Source organism: Desulforudis sp. DRI-14, from assembly GCF_052618305.1.
This window is the reverse complement of sequence record NZ_JBQXEZ010000021.1, coordinates 1-17405: the sequence shown is the minus strand read 5'-3', so window position 1 is coordinate 17405 and position 17405 is coordinate 1. Positions and strand designations below refer to the sequence as shown.

Annotated in this window: 17 protein-coding genes; 5 read left to right on the top strand and 12 right to left on the bottom strand. The window is 57.9% G+C overall.

What is annotated here, in order from left to right; translation table 11 throughout:
* Positions 1-414: 414 nt before the first annotated feature.
* On the bottom strand, positions 415-1536 hold the full coding sequence (locus tag ACUM6F_RS10465; protein WP_445349193.1) for a coiled-coil domain-containing protein: 1122 nt from the start codon (positions 1534-1536) through the stop codon (positions 415-417).
* Positions 1537-1868: 332 nt separating this feature from the next.
* On the opposite strand from ACUM6F_RS10465, the gene ACUM6F_RS10460 reads away from it, so the two are divergent.
* Together ACUM6F_RS10460 and ACUM6F_RS10455 are read left to right on the top strand one after the other, a co-directional pair.
* Positions 1869-2021, top strand: a complete 153-nt coding sequence (locus ACUM6F_RS10460; protein WP_426405421.1) for a hypothetical protein — start codon at positions 1869-1871, stop codon at positions 2019-2021.
* A gap of 91 nt (positions 2022-2112) precedes the next feature.
* Complete coding sequence (locus ACUM6F_RS10455; protein ID WP_479684216.1) at positions 2113-3456, top strand: AAA family ATPase; 1344 nt, start codon at positions 2113-2115, stop codon at positions 3454-3456.
* Between the two features lie 89 nt (positions 3457-3545).
* On the opposite strand, the gene ACUM6F_RS10450 is transcribed toward ACUM6F_RS10455, so the two are convergent.
* Entirely contained in the window at positions 3546-4646 is a 1101-nt protein-coding gene (locus ACUM6F_RS10450; RefSeq protein WP_445349191.1) for a VanW family protein, read from the bottom strand.
* 577 nt (positions 4647-5223) lie between these two features.
* Between ACUM6F_RS10450 and adhE the strand changes: the two genes are divergently transcribed.
* From adhE to ACUM6F_RS10435, 3 genes are all read left to right on the top strand, one after another.
* Positions 5224-7917, top strand: a complete 2694-nt coding sequence (gene adhE, locus ACUM6F_RS10445) for a bifunctional acetaldehyde-CoA/alcohol dehydrogenase (protein WP_445349190.1) — start codon at positions 5224-5226, stop codon at positions 7915-7917.
* A gap of 214 nt (positions 7918-8131) precedes the next feature.
* Positions 8132-8572, top strand: a complete 441-nt coding sequence (locus ACUM6F_RS10440) for an NfeD family protein (RefSeq protein WP_445349189.1) — start codon at positions 8132-8134, stop codon at positions 8570-8572.
* A gap of 12 nt (positions 8573-8584) precedes the next feature.
* A complete protein-coding gene (locus tag ACUM6F_RS10435) occupies positions 8585-9523 on the top strand; it encodes an SPFH domain-containing protein (protein ID WP_425620974.1) in 939 nt (312 codons plus the stop codon).
* 59 nt (positions 9524-9582) lie between these two features.
* Here the strand turns inward: ACUM6F_RS10435 and ACUM6F_RS10430 are convergent, their stop codons facing one another.
* The 10 genes from ACUM6F_RS10430 to ACUM6F_RS10385 form a co-directional block, all read right to left on the bottom strand.
* Complete coding sequence (locus tag ACUM6F_RS10430) at positions 9583-10155, bottom strand: hypothetical protein (RefSeq protein WP_425620973.1); 573 nt, start codon at positions 10153-10155, stop codon at positions 9583-9585.
* Positions 10156-10252: 97 nt separating this feature from the next.
* On the bottom strand, positions 10253-10633 hold the full coding sequence (locus tag ACUM6F_RS10425) for a helix-hairpin-helix domain-containing protein (RefSeq protein ID WP_445349188.1): 381 nt from the start codon (positions 10631-10633) through the stop codon (positions 10253-10255).
* Positions 10634-10663: 30 nt separating this feature from the next.
* Entirely contained in the window at positions 10664-10987 is a 324-nt protein-coding gene (locus ACUM6F_RS10420) for a GyrI-like domain-containing protein (protein ID WP_445349213.1), read from the bottom strand.
* A 5-nt stretch (positions 10988-10992) separates the two neighbouring features.
* Positions 10993-11298, bottom strand: a complete 306-nt coding sequence (locus tag ACUM6F_RS10415) for a hypothetical protein (protein WP_445349187.1) — start codon at positions 11296-11298, stop codon at positions 10993-10995.
* 67 nt (positions 11299-11365) lie between these two features.
* On the bottom strand, positions 11366-11677 hold the full coding sequence (locus tag ACUM6F_RS10410) for an exodeoxyribonuclease VII small subunit (protein WP_425620971.1): 312 nt from the start codon (positions 11675-11677) through the stop codon (positions 11366-11368).
* 491 nt (positions 11678-12168) lie between these two features.
* Positions 12169-13065 carry a GTPase Era gene (gene era / locus ACUM6F_RS10405; RefSeq protein WP_445349186.1) on the bottom strand — a complete coding sequence of 299 codons (897 nt, stop codon included), beginning with the start codon at positions 13063-13065 and terminating at the stop codon, positions 12169-12171.
* Positions 13066-13209: 144 nt separating this feature from the next.
* Positions 13210-13602 (bottom strand): cytidine deaminase, encoded by a 393-nt coding sequence (gene cdd, locus ACUM6F_RS10400; protein WP_445349185.1) that lies wholly within the window; start codon positions 13600-13602, stop codon positions 13210-13212.
* Positions 13599-14072 (bottom strand): rRNA maturation RNase YbeY, encoded by a 474-nt coding sequence (gene ybeY, locus ACUM6F_RS10395; protein ID WP_445349184.1) that lies wholly within the window; start codon positions 14070-14072, stop codon positions 13599-13601. Before ybeY ends, cdd begins: the two co-directional genes overlap by 4 nt.
* Entirely contained in the window at positions 14053-16215 is a 2163-nt protein-coding gene (locus tag ACUM6F_RS10390; RefSeq protein WP_445349183.1) for an HD family phosphohydrolase, read from the bottom strand. Before ACUM6F_RS10390 ends, ybeY begins: the two co-directional genes overlap by 20 nt.
* Before the next feature lie 4 nt (positions 16216-16219).
* Positions 16220-17149 carry a PhoH family protein gene (locus ACUM6F_RS10385; RefSeq protein WP_425622218.1) on the bottom strand — a complete coding sequence of 310 codons (930 nt, stop codon included), beginning with the start codon at positions 17147-17149 and terminating at the stop codon, positions 16220-16222.
* Positions 17150-17405: the final 256 nt, after the last annotated feature.

Genomic DNA, 17405 nt, shown 5'->3' with positions numbered 1-17405 from the left:
CTGCAGGAACCAACCGGCCTCGCAACGCATAATTTGGTCACCGGCGTGCCCTGTGATAAGCAGGAAGCCAATCACATAACCCGTACTGAACTGCATATAGATTAAAGTACGTCGCCGGTTAAGGAGGGAGCAGGGTGCTTAGGAGACGCTGGATGCTCAGGGCGTGCGCGCACTGCCAGAGCGGCTGCTGACTGAAGTCCCGGGCACGACGTTAAACTGCCCTTTCGACATACCAGGGAGCAGGCCTTTTTCGCCTGCTCCCTGTGCTTTTTACTATCTTTCGCAATTAGAAAGGCAAGGGGATTACCGCCTAACGACTCGCGATTTGTGTTCACTGACTTGGCCCTCGATGCCTGGCTTAATGCTCATCGTGGACCACAGCGCTCAATGTCCAATATTATCGCGTACGCAACATTATCGCGTACGCAACGCGATGATCAGCTTATCCTCGTCGGACTTGATCGAATCTATTGCGAAACGCCGGTACTGCTCGTCAAGCTGGAAGAACAGCGAGCCGTCCCTGGCGATGCTCTGCAGTACGGGTTTCTGCACGGGAGTGCCGGCAAGCAGCAAGGACGTCGGGACAAACCGCACCGCCGTTCCCTCGTCCTCGGCGACCAGTTTTCCGGAAAGACTGAACGACGTGCTGTTCTCGCTCCTTCCGGCGATGATCAGGCCCCCCGGGGTGACCCTGACGGTCAGCAAGGTTCCCGTAGCCGGATCCACCCGCTTCAACACTTCATTGATTGTGGAAGCGCTGACCTCGACGCACAGGCGCCGGTTGGCGAAATACACCCTGTCGGGCTTCATTTCCCTGATAAACAGGCGGTCCAGCTGCTTCAGGAGGGTGTGCAGCGTGGTCAGGGAAGCGTACCACTGCTGCTCAAGCTTCACGATCCGCGCCAGCAGGTCACCCGACTCGGCCCTAAGGGATTCGAGCATCGCGGATTTCTTCCCCTGCGTCTCCTCGGCTTGGGCGATCCGCGCATCGAGGAGGTCTTTCTGCGCGCGTGTCTTGAGTTCGATACGGTAAATGTCGGCCAGCTTTTGCCGTATGGCCGCATCAAGCGTCTGTACTTCACGGATGAGACGGGCTTCGTAGTCAATCAGCCAGCTGACAAGCTCACCCCTATTTATAAGATCCATGACGCTTTCGGCATCGAGGATAATGGCAATCAGGGAGACGTTCCCGTTCTCGTAAAGGTAGCACAGCCACCGGCCCAGGCGTTTCCTGGCCAGGGCAAGTTTTTTGCGGATTTCCTCCTCTTCCGCCCGTGCTTGTGCGGCATCCTCTTCCAGGGCCGCCAGTCGTCCTTCGATTTCCCGCTGCTGCGACCGCAAGTCGGAAAGGAGGATATCAAGCTGCAGCAGTTCGGCCGCCAACGTTTTTTCTCTCTCGGCGTAAACTTGAGCGACAGCAACATCATTCCCGCGTTGCCGTTCGAGCTCGCGTAAAGCCGGGGGGTCGGCAGCGCAAAACGGCGCCGTCCCAAGAAAAACAACCAGGGCCAGGCCAAGGGCAATGGCTTGACGCAACCGGCAAGAACCTTGACGATTCACGCTACTCCTTCTTTCCCTTTGACACTTAAGGGGCATGCGTCCTTTGTATACTATTTGGTATGCAGGAAAAGAATCCCTCTCAATGTTAGATCTTAGATGTCAAATAGCAGGACATCGTTGACAGTTTTGGGACCGTAGCATCGTTTACATGTCCTGCGTTAAGATCCTTGCTCTATCGGGGGAAAACCCCGAACGAATCGCTAAAGGCTTCAGGCTGGAGCCTTCGACTCCTACACGAAACTTCTTTACCGAAGGAGGCGCCAACCTCCGGGACGGTTAAGCTGATCCGCTTTATCAGGAGCGATGCAATGCTCGACATCTTCACTGAGCGCTTTCACCTTGATAAAAGTGTCGTGTACGAATACGTGACTGCAACTATCTATGTCAAAGAACAAGTGCTCATCGTTGACTGCCAGGGCCACGAGGTCGCGGTTATCGACTACAAACTACCCTGGATGTAAACGATGTGCTGCTACTTATCACTTAGATCTTAGGACATTGAAATTCGCGCAGCGAATTCCTTCGAGACCGACGACTGACGACCGACGACCGATGTGGTATTGTAGTCGCAAGGGAGATGATCTAGTGGACATCTTTGACCAGAACCTCGACCAGGGACGGGGAGCACCGCTGGCTGACCGGATGCGCCCCAGGACCCTTGACGAGTTCGTTGGCCAGGCCCACATCGTGGGGCCGGGGAAGCTCCTGCGGCGCGCTATCGAAGCCGACCAGCTGGGGTCTCTGATCCTCTATGGCCCGCCGGGATCCGGCAAAACGACCCTGGCACGCATTATCGCCCACATGACGTCGGCATCCTTTATCCAGGTGAACGCCGTGTCTTCGGGCGTCAAAGAACTGCGCAAGGTCATTGAAGATGCTGAAAGCAGGCTCAAGTATTACAACCAGAGGACCATTGTCTTTGTCGACGAGTGCCACGCCTTTAACAAATCGCAGCAGGACGTCCTGCTCCCTGCCGTTGAACGCGGAATCATTATTTTCATAGGGGCCACGACAGAGAACCCCTATTTCGAAATGAACGGCGCATTGATCAGCCGTTCCCGCATCTTCCAGTTGGAGGCCCTGCGGGATGACGACGTCCGGGAGGTCCTGCAGCGGGCCCTGGCCGACCTGGAGCGGGGATTAGGAAAGTTTGCCGTCAAACTGGACGAAGAAGCCCTCGAACACTTGGTGAAGACAGCCAACGGCGACGCCCGCAGCGCCCTGAACGCCCTAGAACTGGCGGTCCTTTCGACGCCGCCGGGTAAGGACGGTATCCGTCACGTTACGCTTGAGGTGGCTGAGGACTCCATTCAACGCCGCGCGGTACGCTATGACAAGGGGCGGGATCGGCACTACGACGTGATCTCGGCGTTTATCAAGAGCATCCGCGGGTCGGACCCGGATGCCGCCCTCTACTGGTATGCCCGCATGACCTACGCCGGAGAAGACCAGCGCTTTATCGTCCGAAGGCTGATCGTGCATGCTTCGGAGGACATTGGCATGGCCGACCCGCAAGCGATGTTGATGGCCCACGCCGCGGCCAATGCTTTGGAATGGGTCGGCCTACCCGAGGCACGGATCCCCATCGCCCAGTGCATCATCTACCTGGCTACGGCGCCCAAATCCAACAGCGTGATCACGGCCATCGATGCCGCCCTTAAGGACGTAGAAACAATGCGCAACGAACCGGTACCATCCCACCTCCGCGACACCAGCTACCCTGGGGCAAAAATGCTCGGGCATACCGGTTATAAATACCCCCATAACTATCCGGGCCACTGGGTGGAACAGCAGTACCTCCCGGAAAACGTCCGCCGTAGGAAGTATTACCGGCCGTCGGATCAGGGTTTCGAGGCCAAGCTCGATCCTCCCGGATCGAGCAGTCGTAAGTCGTAGGATGAAATGGCATAGGTTATAAAGTGTAACCCCTATTAACTTGGCTAACTTCACCTCTTAGCGATCTTGGCACCCTTGGCGGTTCATTGCTAAGAAGACGGCAGTGTTTCAATCGGAAACGCCGGAGCAGGCTTTGGCTGGGGCTGCGTGATTTCTTCCTCGCTCCACAGGATGGCGTAAATCCGTCGCACTGTACCCCCCGACTCTATAATAAGGGTCTCTTGTGTACTGTTTCTGAATTTGAGGTCGGCCCCGCCCCAGGAAACCGTGGCATCTCTGCCCTGGGTGGCGTAACCGACGGGCAGGCTGTGGGCGTGCCTCTCCGCTATCGGCAGACCCGCATCCAGCAGGGCCCCGTAGAGTACCGTGGACATCCTGCAGACCCCGCCGCCAAGAGAGGGAACGTGTTTTTTCCCTGAAAAGGCGAAACCCACGATATAGCCCTTTTCTTTGGTTCTCGGCCCAAGCACTTTGTTAAAGGAAAAGACCTCACCGGGTTTGACGCGCGTCCCATTAAGATAACGCGCCGCTGTCACGGCGTTGAGCATATTGTTGTAAGCCTCGGCCGGGTTGAAGTTGATTGCGCACTCGCTTAACTTCCGGCGGACCGGAATGATCGTTTCGAGAAGGCGCCCCTGAACGGCATTCAGGATCAGTTCGCCTCCTCGACTGTCCAGCCTTACTTTATTGTCCGGCGAGAGCCGGCTTTGCAGCAAGCCTGCAAGGTCCCGGGCTACCGCCGGGTTAATCTCCGGAAGAATCCAGGTTTCAGCTGCCGGCGTCCCGGGCAACGGGCGGAGATAATCAGCCGGGGTTTGAGCATGAGCCACGGCTATAGCCTGTGTTCCGGCCCTAATCGTTGTAAATAGCCGTTTTTCTGTACCCGGACTTTGCGGGTTCGTTAGACCAATGAACACGTCTTGCGCAATAAAGGTCGTACCGCCCAGAGAGCCAACCTTAACGCCATCCTGCACTATCCCGTCGGCAAGGACGCTGGATGAGCGGGGATCGACCGTAATGGTACGGCCGTCGCAGACGGCCGTCACCGCTTTACCGTCCCAAAAAACATAGCCTCCTTTAGCTTCACAAACCGCACGTAAAGGAACCATCGCCGCCCCTTCGGCACAATGGCCGCTGTCGACAACGAACAGTAACAGAGCAACTAACAGGCCGCCAACAACGGAACGCACTAATAACAACGCAACTCCCACCCCATGTTTCCATAAAATGGAATAATGCTTCGCTCTGCCCGTCACTGCTCCCTGCTGCAAGGGCTGTCTTAATCTGTCTAATAATGAACGGGCAAACAGGCATGATTAGCTTATGAAGGCGGGGCCCGCCGGATCACCCTTATACGCAAGAAATATTTAAAGGTATAAAAAGGCCCCGCCCGGTTTTCGGGTCGGAGCCTTTTTCTTTCGGAGCCTTTTTCCTAATTAAAAAATTAAAAAAGGGCCTCGGCCTTTTGGGAGAGAGGGAGGTCCGAGGCACTTTACGGCGTTCTTTTCTCAGATCTAGTTTATAGTAACATGCTCGTAATTATTTGGCAATACCTCTTTAAGAAAATTGTAAGATCTGTAACGTACAAGCATACTTTTGAAGAGTCGTTGAGATAAAACCTCTGGGACATAATAATGGACGTAGGACGTAAGACGTAGGATGTAGGATGTAGGACGTTGGACTTAGGACTTAGGACTTAGGACTTAGGACTTAGGACATAAGACATAGGACGTAGGACGCGGAGGTTGTGCCAAAGGAGGAAATCCATTGCCAAAGGAGACTTTTACCCAGGAACACGCGCGTGCCATTGACGAACTGGTAGCCCGGGCCGGTGAGGCATACCTGGAGTACCTCGATTTCAACCAGGAACAGATCGACAACATCGTGCGTCTGGCCGCTCTCGCCGGGCTGGAACAGCACATGGAGCTGGCCGGAATGGCTGTGGAAGAAACCGGACGGGGCATTTACGAAGATAAGGTCATCAAAAACATCTTCGCTACGGAATACGTTTATCACGACATTAAAAGCAAGAAGACGGTAGGCAAGATTAAGGAAGACCTCGACGACGGGTACATTGAGATCGCCGAGCCGGCAGGGGTTATCGCCGCCCTGACACCCGTTACCAACCCAACCTCGACGGCGCTCTTCAAATCCTTAATCGCCCTGAAGACCAGGAACCCTATCATCTTCAGCTTCCACCCCGCCGCCCAGCGTTGCAGCGCCGCCGCTGCCCGCGTGATCCGCGACGCCGCCGTTAAAGCCGGGGCGCCGGCAGCCTGCATCCAGTGGCTTGAGACGCCGACCGTGGAAGGCGTCAAGTATCTCCTGCACCACCCGGGGACGTCCCTAATCCTGGCGACGGGCGGAATGCAGATGGTGATGGCGGCTTACAGCGCCGGCAAACCGGCCCTCGGGGTGGGGCCGGGCAACGTTCCCTGCTACATCGAGCGCTCGGCCAACCTGCGCCGGGCCGTGACCGACCTGATCATGAGCAAGACTTTCGACCACGGGATGATCTGCGCCTCGGAACAGGCTTTGATCGTCGACCGCGACGTGGCCGCGCAGGTCGTCGAACTGATGCAGGAGCTGGGCTGCGTCTTTCTCCAGCCCCAGGACATCGAGCGCCTGGAAAGGCTGGCCACCAAAGACCACACCACATCCCTCAACGCCGACATCGTGGGCAAAAGCGCCGCGGCCATCGCGGAAATGGCCGGCATCGGCGTCCCGCCCGGGACGAAAATCCTCGTCGCCCCGCAGGCGACAGTGGGTCCCGACGCGCCCCTGTCGAGAGAGAAGCTGAGCCCTATTCTGGCCTTCTATATTGTCGACGACTACCGCCAGGGCATCGAGAGGTCGGTGGAGATAATTAATTTCGGCGGGCTGGGACACTCGGCGGTCATCCACAGCGAAGACGAGCAGGTGATTACGGCCTTCGCCAGCCGCCTGCGCGTGGGGAGGGTGATCGTCAACTCACCCGCCACCCACGGGGCCATCGGCGACCTTTACAACGCCCTCACCCCCTCGCTGACCCTGGGCTGCGGGTACGTGGGCAACAATTCGACCACCGCCAACGTCAGCGTCCTCAACCTCATCAACATCAAGCGGGTCGCCCGCCGCCGGGTGAACATGCAATGGTTCAAGGTCCCGCCCAAGATCTTTTTCGAGCGGGGCGCACTGCGCTACTTGGCCAAGATGCCCGACGTCGAGCGGGTGGTCATCGTCACCGACGCCGTCCTACGCAGGCTCGGCTACGTGGAGAGGGTCGTCCAGCGGCTGGAGGAACGCGCCAACAGGGTGAACATCGAGATCTTCGACGAGGTCGAGCCCAACCCGTCGCTGGCGACCGTCAAGAAAGGCTGCGAGCTGCTCAAGCGCTTCGCCCCCGACACCATTATCGCCGTCGGCGGAGGTTCGGTCATCGACGCCGCCAAGGGGATGTGGCTTTTCTACGAACACCCCGAGGTGGAGTTTGAATTTCTACGCCTTAAATTCCTGGACATCCGCAAGCGCACCTACAAGTACCCCCGCGCAGCGCGCAAAACCCGCCTCGTCGCCGTGCCGACGACAAGCGGCAGCGGGTCGGAGGTGACCGCCTTTGCGGTGATTACCGACCGGGGCTCGGACATCAAGTATCCGCTGGCAGACTACGAGCTGACTCCCGACGTGGCCATCATCGACCCCGAGCTCGCCCTCGGGCAGCCCCCCGGCCTGACGGTGGACACCGGCATGGACGTCCTGGCCCACGCCCTCGAAGCTTACGTCTCGGTAATGGCTTCGGACTACACAGACGCCCTGGCCGTCAAGGCCGTCCAACTCGTCTTCGAGTACCTGCCGCGGGCGGCCGGGAACCCCCAGGACCTTGTCGCGCGGGAAAAGATGCACAACGCCGCAACCATCGCCGGGATGGCCTTCACCAATGCCTTTCTGGGCGTAAACCACAGCCTGAGCCACAAGCTGGGCGGGGAGTTCGACATCCCGCACGGCCGGGCGAACGCCGTGCTAATGCCTTACGTGATCGCCTATAACGCCTCGCGGCCGGCCAAAATCACGGCCTGGCCCAAGTACGAGTTTTACCAGGCGGCGCAGCGCTACCAGGATATCGCCCGGGCGTTGGGACTGTCTGCGGCGTCTCCGCAAGAGGGAGTCAGCAGCCTGATCCAGGCCGTGCGGAATCTGATGCGGGAGCTGGGGCTGCCCGAAACGATAGCCGCCCTGGGCGTCGACGAGCACACATTCCTGGCGCGCGTTCCCGAGATGGCCGAGCGGGCCTTCGAGGACCAGACCACGGTCACCAACCCGCGCATGCCCCTGGTCAAAGAACTTGAGGATATTCTGCGCCGGGCCTACTACGGCCGGCTGGAATACCCCGACGCGGCCCGGCCGGAAACGCCGGGATACAGCCCTGCTGTTACATCGGAGGCGGTTGTAAACGCCCCCGCCGACAATAAAATCCTGCATTAGGAACAGTACGATCGTAAGTACCGAATACCGGAGAAGTTAAGGGAACCCGGCACCGGGAGGAAGTCGCCTTCCGGTTTTTTTGTTTTTCCGGACTAATTTGGATCCGCGGTAATAACTCTGTGATCAGGGTTAACATTCCGCAGGAAATACCGCGGCCGTTATTGAAATACTGTCAAGGGCACATTCCGGGTGTTTGGAAAGGAGCCGTGGCGGTATGAACATGGAGCCATGGGTCATCTGGCTCATTCTCGGCGCCTCGCTGCTTGTGGTGGAGATGCTGACCCTGACCATGGTCCTGCTCTTCTTCGGTGTTACGGCCCTGGCTGCAGCCGCCCTCGCCAAGCTGGGGGTATCCTGGCCCGCCCAGTTGATCTTTTTCGCCGTCGTCTCTCTGTTTCTGACCTTTGCCGCCAGAAAACCCGCCCTGAAACTGATCACTCAAACGAAACTGAAAAACGTTGCGCCTCAGGAGGTTATGGTGGGAAAAACGGGCAAGGTCATCGAAACCATCGACCCGGTCGAAGGCAAGGGCAAGGTGGAGATCGAGGGGGACATCTGGACGGCCGTAGGTTCCGGGGAGGTCATCGAAACCGGGGCGAGTATCAAGGTGGAGGAAGTGGTGGGTCCGCGCCTGCGCGTTTCCCGCCTGCATTAAAGGAGTGACATTATGGGAACACTGGCCACCCTGCTGTTTATCGTCGTCGTTGTCTTTCTGGTATTAGGCGTGCGGCTCGTGCACCAGCAGACGGTGCTGGTAGTCGAAAGGCTGGGCGTCTTCTCCCGCACCATCGGAGCGGGCCTGCACATTATTATCCCGCTGATCGAAACGGTACGTGCGAAGGTCAGCCTCAAGCAGCAAATCCTGGAGATCCCCAAGCAGGAAGTCATCACCAAGGACAACACCATCATCCAGGTGGATTCGGTGGTGTACTACACCGTGCTGGAGCCCGAGAAGGCGGTCTACGGCGTGGAGAACTACCAGCTTGGCGTGAGGCTCTCGGCGCAGACGAACCTCCGTAACATCATCGGCGACCTGAACCTGGACGAGACCCTGACCAGCAGGGACAAGATCAACGTCAGCCTGCGTGACGTCCTTGACAACGAGACCAAACACTGGGGTATCCGCATCGACCGCGTCAACCTGGCCGACGTGTCTCCGCCGCCTGACATTCAAAGACAGATGGAACGCCAGATGGCCGCCGAGCGGGAACGCCGCGAAAAGGTCCTCCAGGCCCAGGGTGACCGCGAAGCCGTTGAAACCAGGGCCGCCGGCGAGAAGGAAGCCGCCATCCGCAAGGCTGAGGGCGAGGCCCAGGCCATCCAGAAGGTGGCCGAAGCCGAGGCTTTCAAGATCAGGGCCGTGGCCGCCGCCCAGGCTGAAGCCGTCACCAAGGTACTGGGCGCAATGAAAGAAGCCGGCATCGACGACAAGGTGCTGGCGCTGAAGTCTTTTGAGGCTTTGGAAAAGATTGCGGAGGGTAAGGCCAGCAAGGTGTTTGTTCCTTACGAAGCGACGACCGCGCTGGCCAGCCTCGGCGCCCTCTCCGAGATGTTCAAGGACGTTAAGGTGAAAGGACAACAGTGCGCGGATACAGATGGAAACTAGTAGTGCCTGCGGCACTGCTGTTTGCTGTCAGCTGTTGGCTGTTGGATGGTGCGGGATTTTTAATGTACATACGCCACATCCGGCTGATTCACGCGGGATAAGGCTTGTTGCAGCGTTTCCCGAACTTGCGCCTGTTGAGCCTGCTTGATTGAACCGGCGCTGATGGGGATCTCCCCTGTGAAAAGCCCTTCGTCGCCGAGATTGGTAACCAAGGCCGCCGTGACAGCGCCATAAGCCGTGTGGCCGATAAATTCGCTCAATACCGTCTTTGGAGAAACGGGTTTGACCTTGGTGGCCCCCATGGTCGCGAGCACCCCGTACAAAGCAGTCCACATTACCTGCCCGGCCAATGCACCTTTGAAGACCGCTTTGTCTTTTCCGGAAACAGATAGCGCATATACGGTTACGACACCCAGCATTGCTCCGATAATGCCGTCCGCAAGCCATCCTACAAATTTCCCCCTGGGATCAGCGATTTTGTGCGGTGGAACAAGCATGCCCGCCGCCCTCTGCGGACCGTCGATTTCGGCCCATCCCAACTTTTTGGCAAAATAGCCGATGGACAGCTTTACGATACTGCCTCCAAGCCCCGCCAGCACACCAAGCAGTAACCCGTCGGAGATTTTCCTCATCGCGATCCCTCCCTTTGCCAGAGACGAATCCTCATGCATACTTAGCATTCTCTCCGTAAGAGCTCATCAATCTTACTTTTCCTGGCATTTTGCCGATTTAACGGACTTGACACTGTGCTCTTACGGCTCCTGCTCCGCGGCAGCCGTTCCAAAACAAGCACCGAGCCAAGGTAAAAAATCGGGGCGCTGATTCGTTTGCATCAGCGCCCCGTTCTTTCGTCCTTCCAGTTCCACCATTTGAGAAGCTCGGGAATATGTTTATCGTGTGCGCGTAATACAGCGCGCAGCGAAAGAGGTAAAGCACGCACCTGTCGATTTTTTGGCCTCTGAGTTTACACAACCGGCGATACATTTCCTCCGGGTCCCGGCCCCTCAATTCCTCGACCGCGCGAAAACCCAGGTCGTAAAGGTCCCGGGCCATAGATTTTCCGACTCCCGGAATTTGCCGTAAATTCGCAAGCGCCGTCTTGGCCTCCAACCCGTCACCTCCAAAACTGCTAACTGCTAACTACGGCTCAATCCTAGCGGATTGAGCATGGACTGGCTGCCTGATGACGGTCTTCAGCTTGGACGGGGCAGTTCTACGAGGGTCGCTAAGATAGATTTCGTGGTGCCGGCCCGCACACGTGTAACCGTTCTCCTTAATAAAAGCGTGCAGTTTTTGGATGGTCGGGCCTTCCTCGGAATAGGGGCCTATATGCATAATCTGCGCCGAGAGGCCTTCGTGGTAGGAAGTAAACCGTACTTTGGGAAGGGCGGGAAGGTCTTTCTTATTTGTGACGTCTTTAAGCGCCCTATGGAAAAATTCCGGCGTGATCACCTTCGGCTGCATAATCATCAGGGTCCATTGCCAGAAGTCCTTGTTTCCCAGTAAAAACCCGACATATCGTCGGCCCGCCAGAGCCCCTCAAGGGGCATCACCACGTAATCGTTTTCGGGGTTTTCTTTCTTGACCATAAATTTAAGGGTATAGGACAGGCTGTACAGCGCCTCTATGGCGTCTTTGAACTCTTGTGAAGTGTTCGGATCGCCCATGCCGTCGATCATCAGAAAGTTCTTTTCCGGCACGTCGACCAGCGCCGGCCGTTGGACGGGAGCATTGTACAGATCCTTAAGTTCTTTTTTCAGGTCAATTTTCGGCACTTACATCGCCTTCGCAAGGTTATTCTAACGGCGCCAAAAGTCAGCTTAGTGATAACGTTCAAAGCAATTACTTTAAACGTTTAAGCTTACCAAGTTCTTCTTCCTGGGCGGACAAACGCTTGTCTATCCTCCGAATGTCCTCCCAAACGTAATGGAGTTCCTTACGGATTTCCTCCTGGCCTTTCTCCAGGCGTTGTTGCCCCTTCTCCAGGAGTTGCTGGCCCTTCTCCAAGCGGGCTTGCGCTTGTTCAAGCCGGACTTGTCCCTGTTCCAGACGGTCAAGGCGCTGGTTCTGTGCTTCCTGGCCCTGGCGCAACTCTTCCTGGCCCTGGCGCAACTCCTTAAGTTCCGTCAGTATCTGTTCCAGTATTTTCTCCACAAAATGCCCCCCTCTTGCCAGGGTGTTGTGAGATTATGGTACCACAGACAAATGTCATCAGCCAGTCAGTATCATTAAGTATCTGCTAAAAAGAAAGGCGCAGCACACCAAGAGGTTTCCTCCAAAAAGCCGTGACCGCGGATGCGTTCGTGCCGAAGACTCCTTCGGTCAAGCCGTGGCCGCACGGCCCGGCAAATACGGTACCCGGATAACCACCGGGCGAGGCTGTTCCCGGTCACGGAACAAAATGGTCGGATTCATTCCTCACAGCCCGGCACCAGGACCGGTGCGCTGCGCAACAATTTGGAATAATATGGTATTACTCTATTCCTTTCTCAAATCCTTCCCCAAATCAAGTAATATTTCTTAAGATTCGCAGCCGTACCGTAGAACACATTCCGTTACCTCTCAGGCGACACACATTGCTAAGGCTGTCCGCTGTTCGCTATTGGAGGTAAATTTAGGCTCAATCCGTCAGGATTGAGCACGACTTAGCGCCTTGGCGCTAAATACTCTTGCAGGTACCTTTCATCGTCGCGCCAGTTTTCCTTGACCTTTACCCAGAGTTCGAGGAAGACCTTCATCCCCACCAGGCCCTCGATTTCCTTACGGGCATCCTCTCCTATGCGCTTCAACATCTGCCCGCCCTCCCCGATGAGGATCGCTTTTTGGGAATCGCGCTCCACGTAGATGGTGGCCCGGACCAGGGTTACGTTCTTGGGCCGGGGCTGCACGTCCTCGATCACCACGGCCACGCTGTGGGGGATCTCCTGGCTCGTAAGGTGAAGGATCTTTTCGCGCACGAGTTCGGCCATTATTACCTGTTCGGGCTGGTCGGTAACGGTGTCGTCGGGGTAGTAGCGCAGCCCCTCGGGAAGGTATTTGACAACGGTGTCGACCAGCCGGTCCAAGTTCTCGCCCCTCGCCGCCGATACCGGGAAGATCTCGGCGAAGGGGAACTTTTCTTTCATCCGGTCGATGACGGGGAGAATCTTAAGCCGGGGGATCTTGTCGATCTTGTTGAGAACCAGGAAAACCGGCGTCTTTAGGCCTTCCAGCTGCTTGATGATGAACCCGTCGCCGGACCCGGAGTCCTTGTCCACCTCGGTGACGAAAAGAATCAAGTCGACATCCTTTAAAGTCTGCAGGGCGGCGTCGACCATATACTCTCCCAGCCGGTGCCGCGGCTTGTGGATGCCCGGCGTGTCGACAAAAATAATCTGGGCGTCGTCACGGGTGAGGACGGAGCGGATGCGGTGCCGCGTGGTCTGCGGCTTCGGAGAGATGATGGCCACCTTCCGCCCCATGATGGCGTTGAGGAGGGTGGACTTACCCACGTTGGGCCGGCCGATGATAGTCACAAAACCGGACCGGAAACCTTCTGTCACTGGAACCCCACTCGCTTTCGCAACACGGTACAAAGTATACTCTTATATTTTATTTTGCCCTGACGTCTCACATCCCACATCCCACATCCCACATCTCACTTCTCACTTCCCACATCTCACTTCTCACTTCCCACATCTCACTTCTCACTTCCCACTTGGTAGGCAAAAACTCTGCGGCAACAGCTCATTCAGCCGCGTGACGCTGTAATCCCCGTACTCGTTCACGGCGATAACGGCCATGTCCGGGGCGAACTCGGCTAGGACCTGCCGGCAGGCCCCGCAGGGCAAGCACTTTTCCCGGCCGTTCCCGGCCACGGCGATGGCGACAAACTCCCGCTCCCCCTCGCTCACCGCCTTGCCGACGGCCACCCTTTCGGCGCACATGGTCAGGCCGTAGGAAGCGTTCTCCACGTTGCAGCCGGTAAACACCCGGCCGCCGGGCGTAAGCAGGGCCGCTCCCACGCGAAAGCCGGAATAGGGCGCGTAGGACCCGGTCCTCGCCTGTAAAGCCGCCTTGACCAGCTCCTCGTTACTCATCCGTTCACCTCGCAGCCCAGTCTCCGCAGGATGGCCTCTTCCCGCCCCCGCATCGCTTCGGCGTCCTCATCCTTGACATGGTCGTAGCCCAAGAGGTGCAAAGTACCGTGCACCAGCAGCCGGGCGACCTCAAACTCCAGGCCGACCCCGTATTCGGCGGCCTGGTGGACGGCCGTAGGCAGGGAAACCACCACGTCGCCCAGCAGGACCGAGGGCTCGTCCCCATCCTCACCGGGCACCTCTTCGCGCATCGGGAAAGCGAGGACGTCGGTGCTCTTGTCGATACCGCGGTACGCGCGGTTGAGGTCCCGAATGTAAGCGTCGTCGACGAAAGCGACGCTGACTTCGGGCTTGCCCTCGAACACCGGGTCTTCCGACCTCAGCGTTTCTTCCACCACCCGGGCGGCTAGGCTTGCCAGGGCTTCTCCGACTTCAACGCCGTCCTGCAGGTTATTGATTTCGACGAGCACTCCGGGCACGTCTCCTTTCAATTTCTTTAGGGTCAGGATACTCAATACGGTTGTGGAAAATACCCCCGAGAACCCTCGTAAAAGCGCTGCCGATAATGTCCAGATCGCGGAAGTTCAGGTCGCACTCGTCGAACTGCCCATCGGCCAGTTTTTCTTTAATCAGTTTGCGAACAAGCCCTTCGAGCTGGCCGGGGGAAGGGCGCTCAAGCGACCTGACGGCGGCCTCGACAGCGTCGGCCAGCATGACGATGGCGGCCTCGCGCGTCTGGGGTTTGGGTCCCTCGTAGCGGTAGTCCTCCTCCTTGACCAGGTCCTTTTCGTCCTGCTTCCGGGCCTTGTGGTAGAAGAAGTTGATCAAGCTTGTCCCGTGGTGCTGCTCGATGATGTCGATGACGGCCTGGGGCAGCCTGTGCTCCCTAGCGAACTCTACCCCGTCCTTGACGTGCGAGGTCACGATCAGGGTCGACAGCGACGGGGTGATTTTGTCGTGGGGGTTCTCCGATCCAACCTGGTTTTCGATAAAGAAATAAGGCCTTCTGATCTTGCCGACGTCGTGGTAATAAGCCCCCACGCGGACGAGCAGCGAGTCACCCCCGACCGCCTCGGCCGCCGCCTCGGCAAGGTTGCCGACGATGATGCTGTGGTGGTAAGTCCCCGGAGCCTCGATGAGCAGGCGCCTCAGCAAGGGCTGGCCAGGGTTCGCCAGTTCCAGGAGCTTGAAGGCCGAACTGATGTCGAAGGTGCTTTCCAGGAAGGGCAGGGCCCCGTTGGCCAGGACGGAACAGAGCAGGCCGTTGGCGAGCCCCAGCACCAGGCTCGAAGTGATCACCAACCCCCACGACGCGTCCCCCAGCATCATTTCGATGGCGAAGATGACGAGCGCCGAGATCCCGCCGACGTAAAAGCCCGCCCGGACCAGGTCGGTTCTCTGGCTCAGCTTGGAGACGCTGTACACCCCGGCGATACCGCCGACAAGCCCGACGACCGCGAAGTTGAAGCCCCCGCCGGTCATTGCCCCGGTGAGGAGGCTCATCGCGGCCACCACCAGGATGGCCAGGTTTGATTCAAGGAGGATGGCCAGCAGCATGCCGGCCGCGCCCAGGGGGATGGTATAGCCCATCAATTCCCCGAACTCGGGCCACTGGGAAACCTTGATCGCCACCAGCACCTTGCCGATCAACAGCACTGTCAGGACGACAATCCCCAGCAGATAGAAGTTGTTGAAGCGGCGGGAGAAGTTCTTGTCGTGCCGGTGGATATAGAAACCGACCACCGCCATCAGAATGGCGACTAAAAAAGCCGCCCCGAAAAGCCTCTTGAGGGGGAACTCCTTCTTGAGCAGGCCGAGCTTTTCGAGCTTGAGGGCGTGTTCTTCGGTGATGATCTCGCCCTTGCCGATGATTTTCTCGTCCTTGCGAATACTGACGATCACCGGCTGGACCTTCTCCGCCGCGGCATCCTGCATTTCCCTGGTGAGTTCGGCATTATAGAAGGCGTTGGGGCGCAAGAATTCGTTGACCAGGCCCCTGGCCAAAAGCTCGTACGGACGGGACAGGCCGGCTTCCTGCAGTTGTGAAATCAGGTCGCGTCTGGCCTGGGGGAGTTCGTCCTGGCTGACCCCCTGCTCGCTGGCGTCCATCAGCCTGGCGATCCGGCTGTTGACCTCCTTGGTCATCTCGGCGGTAGCCTGGGATGTGCCGGAGGCCAGGCCCGCCAGCACGTCGGCCGGCAGGGCGACGGGCACAATCGCTTTGATCCGCTCGATCTTGGCCTGCTGCTGCAGGTCCTTGTCGTCCTGGATGGCCCTGATCTTGGCCGTAAGGTTGCTGATGTCGTTCTGGATGGCGACGCTGACCTGGGGGTCGACGTCGTACTGCTTTTTAACCTGGGCGCGGGCACGCTCGCGCTCTTCGTTGGTCTTCACGGGGTCTTCGAAGCTGATGGCGTAAGGGGCCCAGATGTCCCGGGGGGCCACCTGGTTCTTGGATAGTCGCGGCTGGGTATCGAAGAAGTTGACGGAAACGAGGAAGGTCAGGCACAAGAAAAAAGCAAGGACCGCGCCAACCTGGCGGGTCTTGGGATCGGTGAGCGATTGCTTGAGTCCCTGTCCGGTTGTCGCTACCAGGGCACGCAGACCCAACAACTAGTCACTCCTCTTTCGTATCACCCGCCCGCTCGTAAGCCTTGACGATCTCTACGACCAACGGGTGGCGGATGGTGTCGGCGCCGGTGAAATAGGAGAAACCGATGCCGGCCACGCCTTTAAGGATGCGTAGAGCCTCAACAAGCCCGGAAGCCTGTCCCTTGGGCAGGTCAACCTGGGTCACGTCACCCGTGATCACGGCCTTGGAGCCGAAGCCCAAACGGGTGAGAAACATCTTCATCTGTTCCGGCGTGGTGTTCTGCGCCTCATCCAGGATGATGAAGGCGTCTTCCAGCGTCCGGCCCCGCATGTACGCCAACGGCGCGATCTCGATAATATGGCGGTCGAGGTACCGTTGCGTGTTCTCCAACCCCAGTATATCATACAAGCTGTCGTAAAGTGGACGCAGGTAGGGGTCGACCTTCTCCTGCAAGTCACCCGGGAGGAAACCCAGCTTCTCGCCTGCCTCCACCGCCGGGCGGGTCAGGATGATGCGGTTGATCTGTTTATTACGCAGGGCGCTTACCGCCATGACCACGGCCAGGTAGGTCTTGCCGGTTCCTGCCGGGCCGACGGCGAACACCACGTCGTTTTCGCGCATGGCCTTAACGTAACACTGCTGTCCCAGGGTCTTGGGGCGGATTTTTTTGCCCCGGGGCGTAGTGATGATCACTTCCCTGGCCAGGTCGCCCAACTCATCCTTTTCCCCCTTGTGCACGCTGCGTATGACGTAGTGGACATCCTGCAGGGACAGGCTTTTGCGTTCGGCGAAGAAGGACTGGAGCTTTTCGATGACGACCTGCGCTTCCTCAACCTGTTCCGCCGTCCCCATAATAACCAGTTGTCCGCCGCGCTGCACGATCTTGACCCCGACACCCTCTTCAAGGGCTTTAAGGTTCTCGTCATAACGCCCGAAAATCGCGGCCGCGGTCATGGGGTCGTCAATGGCTACGCGGCTTTCCACCCTTTCTTCGGCCAATCAACAGCCTCCTTCGTCGACTTGGCATTGGGTATTGGGCATTGGGCATTGGGACTTAGGGTCAATCCTAATTCTGCTCCGGTAAACACCTCTAACCCATATCCATCCTACAGCTTTTAACGAAATGATTCAAATGTGTAAGCAGTGCTCAGCGCCCTATCCGTTAAACTATCTCTAAAGCCTTGGTTTACAAGGAGATCCCCGATCTCCT

Bases quoted from the DNA above. Each gene is read 5' to 3' on its own strand.
- ACUM6F_RS10420 (WP_445349213.1), bottom strand. From the start codon at position 10,987: ATGCAGCCGAAGGTGATCACGCCGGAATTTTTCCATAGGGCGCTTAAA.
- ACUM6F_RS10435 (WP_425620974.1), top strand. From the start codon at position 8,585: ATGGGAACACTGGCCACCCTGCTGTTTATCGTCGTCGTTGTCTTTCTG.
- cdd (WP_445349185.1), bottom strand. From the start codon at position 13,602: ATGAGTAACGAGGAGCTGGTCAAGGCGGCTTTACAGGCGAGGACCGGG.
- ACUM6F_RS10455 (WP_479684216.1), top strand. From the start codon at position 2,113: ATGTGGTATTGTAGTCGCAAGGGAGATGATCTAGTGGACATCTTTGAC.
- ACUM6F_RS10440 (WP_445349189.1), top strand. From the start codon at position 8,132: ATGAACATGGAGCCATGGGTCATCTGGCTCATTCTCGGCGCCTCGCTG.
- ACUM6F_RS10460 (WP_426405421.1), top strand. From the start codon at position 1,869: ATGCTCGACATCTTCACTGAGCGCTTTCACCTTGATAAAAGTGTCGTG.
- ACUM6F_RS10430 (WP_425620973.1), bottom strand. From the start codon at position 10,155: ATGAGGAAAATCTCCGACGGGTTACTGCTTGGTGTGCTGGCGGGGCTT.
- ACUM6F_RS10385 (WP_425622218.1), bottom strand. From the start codon at position 17,149: ATGACCGCGGCCGCGATTTTCGGGCGTTATGACGAGAACCTTAAAGCC.